We start from the raw sequence: 5,299 nt of genomic DNA on the forward strand, positions 1-5,299 counted from the left end.
GGCGCTGTCCAGATACAGACCGATCGGCACCCCGTTTCCATCCGATACCATCATGACCTTGGTTCCCTTGCCCACCTTGGTTTTTCCAATCCCGTTTCCCCTTTTTTGGCGGGAACAAATCGACCATCCAGAAAAGCTTGAGTCCATTCGATTTTCTCTTCCGCATCCATTCGACTCAACAGCGCACGCCAAATCCGCTCCCATGTTCCGTCTTCCGACCATTGTTTCAGCCGCCGCCAACAGGTGGTGGGAGAACCATATTGCCGGGGCATATCCGCCCAAGTACAACCGGTTTTCAACACGTATAGAATGCCGTTCAGGGTTTTTCTCGGATCGGCGGGCGGACGTCCGGGTCCCGGTTTTGGTTTGGGAAGAAGAGGTTCAATCACAGCCCATTGTTCGTCTGTCAGCTCATGTCTCGTACTCATACTTCCATTTTACATTGGCAGATCATGTTTTTGAAATAGCTTGTACCCTTGGATCGTGATACCATACAGTTACCTGAGATAGTCATCAATCATTTGGATTCAGATCCAGTTGAACTTCTTAGATATCCAATGAATGTACTTTGGAATGCTGGCGGATTTCATAGATGTTTCGAATTGGACAAATTTAAAAGATGAAAAAACCCGGGAGATTTACCTTGCCCGGGTTAATTTTCGGAACAATGGGAAGGCCGAAGTGTTGGTTGCTGGTAAGAACGGAGAAATTGAATTGCAGATTCTTTACTCTCAAATTGCGCCTCAATTTTATCTCCGTTATTATAACGGATACGGATTTCGTATTTGACAATAGGAGCTGAACTCCCGCTTTTATCATACTTTTGAATGAACTGGACTGCTTGTTCCACGGATTCACACTCTACCGCTTCCCCATGAAGAGGAAGTATATGTACCAATTCAATGTATCTGGTTGCAAATCGTTCAAGATTATACATAAACTGCTGTACTTCATCCTTATTCTTCTCGAATAATACCTTACACACTTCTTTATGGGCAGATTTCGGAAGCGCTTCCCAAGCGCGAACCTTTTTCAATACCTCTTCGTCCGATGTGTTTTCATCAAAGGATGCATCAATCCCGACTGCCTTAAAAGCTTCAACAACCATATCATACGGAAAATAAAGGATTTTAAATCCCAAAGACTGAAGTTGCGTAAGTGATCCGTCAGTAAAATCTCCAGCAAGAATTACGCCTGTAAATGGAGCCGCAAGGTGGTGAGTCTGTACAAGAGGGAGTATTGCCCCCTGAATTTCTTGTGCTTTATTTCTTGAATGCTTTGTATAACGGCGCCAAGCAGATTCGATAAAAGCCACAGGTGTTCCAAACTTGTCCTTAGTTCCTCCTCGTTCAAGAACAAAATCCAAATCATGAGTGTTTCCGTAAAGATCTGTCCAGGATACCTTTTTTTGAGTACCTCGTGCCGGTCGAGGGCCTTTTTTGTCAAGGTATAGGCCATGTCTTTTCGCAAAATCAGCCAACAAAGGTTCTATGGCAGCTTCCAATAATTCACCGATTATCTGTCCAAATTTATGAGTTGGAGACTGTGCCATGTTTGTCACCCTTTTATCCATAGTCTACCTTCGTGAAGAGGGACCCGGTGTTTACGGTTTTTCCATTTCACGTTTCTGTCCCTAGTTTTTTCAAAACGATAGGAGACAAAACCTGAAGATTTTGCTAACTCACCTAGCCACCTATCAACTGGAACATAAATACCATATGGTGCAGAATCACCTATAACAAAGCAAACTAAGCTTCCTTTAGCAGTAACTCGTCGTAAAGCAATGAAAACCCTTGCCATATCATAAAAGTAAGCTGCTACCATAGCATGGTATGGTTTACGCCCACCATGATTTTCACGTTCTGCTTCTAGGGATTTACAAGTAGCGGCAAGTTCTGAATGGATAGGTTCCAATAAAGGATCACAAACGATCTCATGGACCTTTTCATTTAATTTTAGCTTTGCTACATGCTGTGTACATGAACGAACAAGATATTGCCTTACAGCATAATGAAGATCACTCCAGCTTTGAACTTCACCCCAAAAACTCATTTCAAGCCGAGTCGCGTCAGCGTAATCGTAGTTGTTAACGTACGGTGGTGAAGTAATAACGAGGTCAGCCCACCCGTTCGAAACTGATAAACACTGTCGAGCATCCTCTTGGTATAGTCTACCTTCTGGACCACCAATGCTATTCTGTCTCTCGGCCATATCCCTACTCATTAATTGAACCTTTTCTTGAAACGCATCGTAGGGATCAACCACTTTGGCCTTTCTTTTATTAGGAAGAACATACTGCCATTGAGCGGTACCCGCAGGAGAGCAAGATCTAAGAATAGAGGTTAGTGCTAACCATGTAAGCTCTGAAATAGATGATCCGTCGTTGTCTTCTTCCCAAGCCCTTCGCAAAGAGTCTAGTCGAGCGAGGCTTTCAGCCGGATAGCATCGCTTTATTAACTCGGGATATCCCTCGATACTACCTTCTGTTTTTTGAGCTTTCTCTAAAACAGATAAGGCGTAGTCCCTAAATCTTGATGGACTCTCTCTCCAATAAAGCTTAGCCCGTGCAATACGTGAAACAAATGGGTGAGCTTCAATTCCTATTGTTTCCACGTTGCAGCGCTCACCTTCTAGGAGCACTGTTCCAGACCCTGCAAATGGATCGAGAATCCTACATCGACCATTAGCTTTTTCTTGTTCAATTAACTGATTTACCCATATAGCGGAAAACCCAGCCGAATAACGAAACCACCTATGTATTGGAAGCGACATGTTATCAGAAAAAGTCGAAGAATTCGCTTTGCGGTTACTTGATTGATTGGTTCTCAGTGTAGCTTGTGAGCCCTTTCTCCGATCATTATTTTTTGTTTCAGCGTTTTCTTCCATTTCTTTGAACAAATTCAACTGAACACTTTCGAATTTATTAAGCACCGATACAGAGTCCTCCCACTGTGTTATCATTATGACTTATCCTTTTACCTTGGGAAAAATAAATCGTAGTGGTTTCTTGTATGATGATAACTTAGGTTAAGAAACGAGCAGGCACTGCTGTGAATAAAAGTATAAACGAAAGAGAAGAAAAAAGCCAGTTTGGATCTGGGAACCTGCCCTTTGTTGCCATAGACCATGCATCCGGGCGGAGGCCTCCCGGCGGAAACGGTTCCCTATCATTATGCCCGGCTATTGCAAGTGATTCTCACGTATTCGGATCAGGAATGATAGGGCTTCCTGAAAAGGGAGGCTTTTCTCGTTGCTGAAAAACTGAAATCAGTTTTGCAAACATATTGCAAACGAACATCGCAAACGCGGAGATAAATTCCTTGGATGGGATGAACATTTTTCTAGAAGCTATTTCAAAATTCGATTCACACACCAAATAATGAATGCAATCAGGCAAAAAGCTCTATAAATATACAAATATCGGTCATATCGAACCACCAACCGCCGGTAATTGTTCATCCACCCGAAGCAATGTTCAATGATCCAACGCCGGCGGTACCCCTCTCCGATACGGATGGGTCGGCCACGACGGGGTCTACAGCTTTTTCGATTAATGGTGGAAATGGTGGGCTTGATCCCTTGTCGGCGCAACCAAATTCGAAAAGAACGGCTGTCATAAGCTCTGTCAGCCACCAATTCCTTGGGTCGTGTTCGAGGACGTCCTCTCCTTTGCGGTACCCGAACCGTTTTCAGGGTGGATTCCGCCAACCGGATTTCATGATGTTGGGCACTGTCCAGATACAGACCGATCGGCACTCCCTTTCCATCGACTACCATCATGACCTTGGTTCCCTTGCCCACCTTGGTTTTTCCAATCCCGTCTCCCCTTTTTTGGCGGGAACAAATCGACCGTCAAGAAAAGCTTGAGCCCATTCGATTTTTTCTTCCGCATCCATTCGACTTAACAGAGCACGCCAAATCCGCTCCCACGTCCCGTTTTCCGACCATTGCTTCAATCGCCGCCAACAGGTGGTGGGAGAACCATATTGTCGAGGCATGTCCGCCCAAGTACAACCCGTTTTTAACACGTACAGAATTCCGTTCAGGGTTTTTCTCGGATCGGCGGGCGGTCGTCCGGGTCCCGGTTTGGGTTTGGGAAGCAGCGGCTCAATCACAGCCCATTGTTCGTCTGTCAGCTCATGTCTCGTACTCATGCTTCCATTTTACATTGGTAGATCATGTTTTTGAAATAGCTTGTAGCCTTCCATTCCATCACTTCCACCCGGGTCGGTTTGTTCCGAGCGAGTTCAAAGGTTTTATTGATATGATCCCGTTCATGGATCGGCCAAGGATAAGAACATATTACCAGGGGTAATGTGATTGTTTTATAAGCGCCATCGGGAAGCTCTACATGAATCGAATACGCTCCGATTCCCTCGGACGGTCTGCTTATATGATGCAATTTTCCCGTAAACTCTTTCGGTTGGAATTTGTAGCTGTAATTGAAAGACAGAGATCCAATAACGGCTAAAAAGGATCGCAGCAAAGATTGCGTATCGTTTCACGCGGTTGCTTTCCTTCTTTAACCCCTTCTTCCCGGCCTCGATAAAACAATCCCGGAGCATGTGGTAAGTGTCTTCACTGACATCATATTGGCGCAACAGCTCTTCAAGCGGAATCTTGCCCTTTAAACCCTGTAGCACCAAAGCGGTCTGCTTTTCAACATCCAGCCTGTTTTTGGCCATCACGGTCACTCACCGCTGCCATGTTTGTTTTTTTGCAATTTTATCATATCCGCGAGCCCGTCCTTTGCTTGTTTAACAGGAAAGAAAGGTTGGCTCACTTTACAAGCTATTTCAAAAACATGATCTGCCAATGTAAAATGGAAGTATGAGTACGAGACATGAGCTGACAGACGAACAATGGGCTGTGATTGAACCTCTTCTTCCCAAACCAAAACCGGGACCCGGACGTCCGCCCGCAGATCCGCGAAAAACCCTGAACGGAATTCTCTACGTCTTGAAAACCGGTTGTACTTGGGCGGACATGCCCCGGCAATATGGTTCTCCCACCACCTGTTGGCGGCGGCTGAAACAATGGTCGGAAGACGGGACGTGGGAGCGGATTTGGCGTGCACTGTTGAGTCGAATGGATGCGGAAGAGAAAATCGAATGGGCTCAAGCTTTTCTGGATGGTCGATTTGTTCCCGCCAAAAAAGGGGAAACGGGATTGGAAAAACCAAGGTGGGCAAGGGAACCAAGGTCATGATGGTATCGGATGGAAACGGGGTGCCGATCGGTCTGTATCTGGACAGCGCCCACCATCATGAAATCCGGCTAGCGGAAGCCACCCTGAAAAC

Annotated in this window: 5 protein-coding genes and 1 pseudogene; 2 read left to right on the top strand and 4 right to left on the bottom strand. The window is 45.5% G+C overall.

Annotation, left to right across the window (positions count from 1 at the left end):
* Positions 1–487 (top strand): hypothetical protein (locus CLV97_RS18700; protein WP_245891702.1); only part of this gene is annotated, 487 nt, incomplete at its 5' end.
* Positions 488–652: 165 nt separating this feature from the next.
* On the opposite strand, the gene CLV97_RS17975 is transcribed toward CLV97_RS18700, so the two are convergent.
* The 4 genes and pseudogenes from CLV97_RS17975 to CLV97_RS17540 form a co-directional block, all read right to left on the bottom strand.
* Complete coding sequence (locus tag CLV97_RS17975) at positions 653–1,573, bottom strand: DNA methylase (RefSeq protein WP_146130550.1); 921 nt, start codon at positions 1,571–1,573, stop codon at positions 653–655.
* Positions 1,558–2,931, bottom strand: coding sequence for a class I SAM-dependent methyltransferase (locus tag CLV97_RS17525; RefSeq protein ID WP_211295790.1), 1,374 nt, complete (start codon positions 2,929–2,931; stop codon positions 1,558–1,560). The genes CLV97_RS17975 and CLV97_RS17525 overlap by 16 nt, the downstream gene beginning before the upstream one ends.
* A gap of 417 nt (positions 2,932–3,348) precedes the next feature.
* A pseudogene (locus tag CLV97_RS19035) lies at positions 3,349–4,154 on the bottom strand (IS5 family transposase).
* Positions 4,155–4,325: 171 nt separating this feature from the next.
* Positions 4,326–4,685, bottom strand: a complete 360-nt coding sequence (locus tag CLV97_RS17540; RefSeq protein WP_106346816.1) for a hypothetical protein — start codon at positions 4,683–4,685, stop codon at positions 4,326–4,328.
* A gap of 145 nt (positions 4,686–4,830) precedes the next feature.
* Between CLV97_RS17540 and CLV97_RS19040 the strand changes: the two genes are divergently transcribed.
* Positions 4,831–5,208 carry an IS5 family transposase gene (locus CLV97_RS19040; protein WP_092035502.1) on the top strand — a complete coding sequence of 126 codons (378 nt, stop codon included), beginning with the start codon at positions 4,831–4,833 and terminating at the stop codon, positions 5,206–5,208.
* The last annotated feature ends 91 nt before the right edge of the window (positions 5,209–5,299 follow it).

Source organism: Planifilum fimeticola (assembly GCF_003001905.1).
GTDB lineage: Bacteria > Bacillota > Bacilli > Thermoactinomycetales > DSM-44946 > Planifilum > Planifilum fimeticola.

Excerpts from the sequence above, each read along its gene's own strand:
- CLV97_RS17975 (WP_146130550.1), bottom strand. The coding sequence starts at position 1,573 with ATGGATAAAAGGGTGACAAACATGGCACAGTCTCCAACTCATAAATTT.
- CLV97_RS19040 (WP_092035502.1), top strand. The coding sequence starts at position 4,831 with ATGAGTACGAGACATGAGCTGACAGACGAACAATGGGCTGTGATTGAA.
- CLV97_RS17540 (WP_106346816.1), bottom strand. The coding sequence starts at position 4,685 with ATGGCCAAAAACAGGCTGGATGTTGAAAAGCAGACCGCTTTGGTGCTA.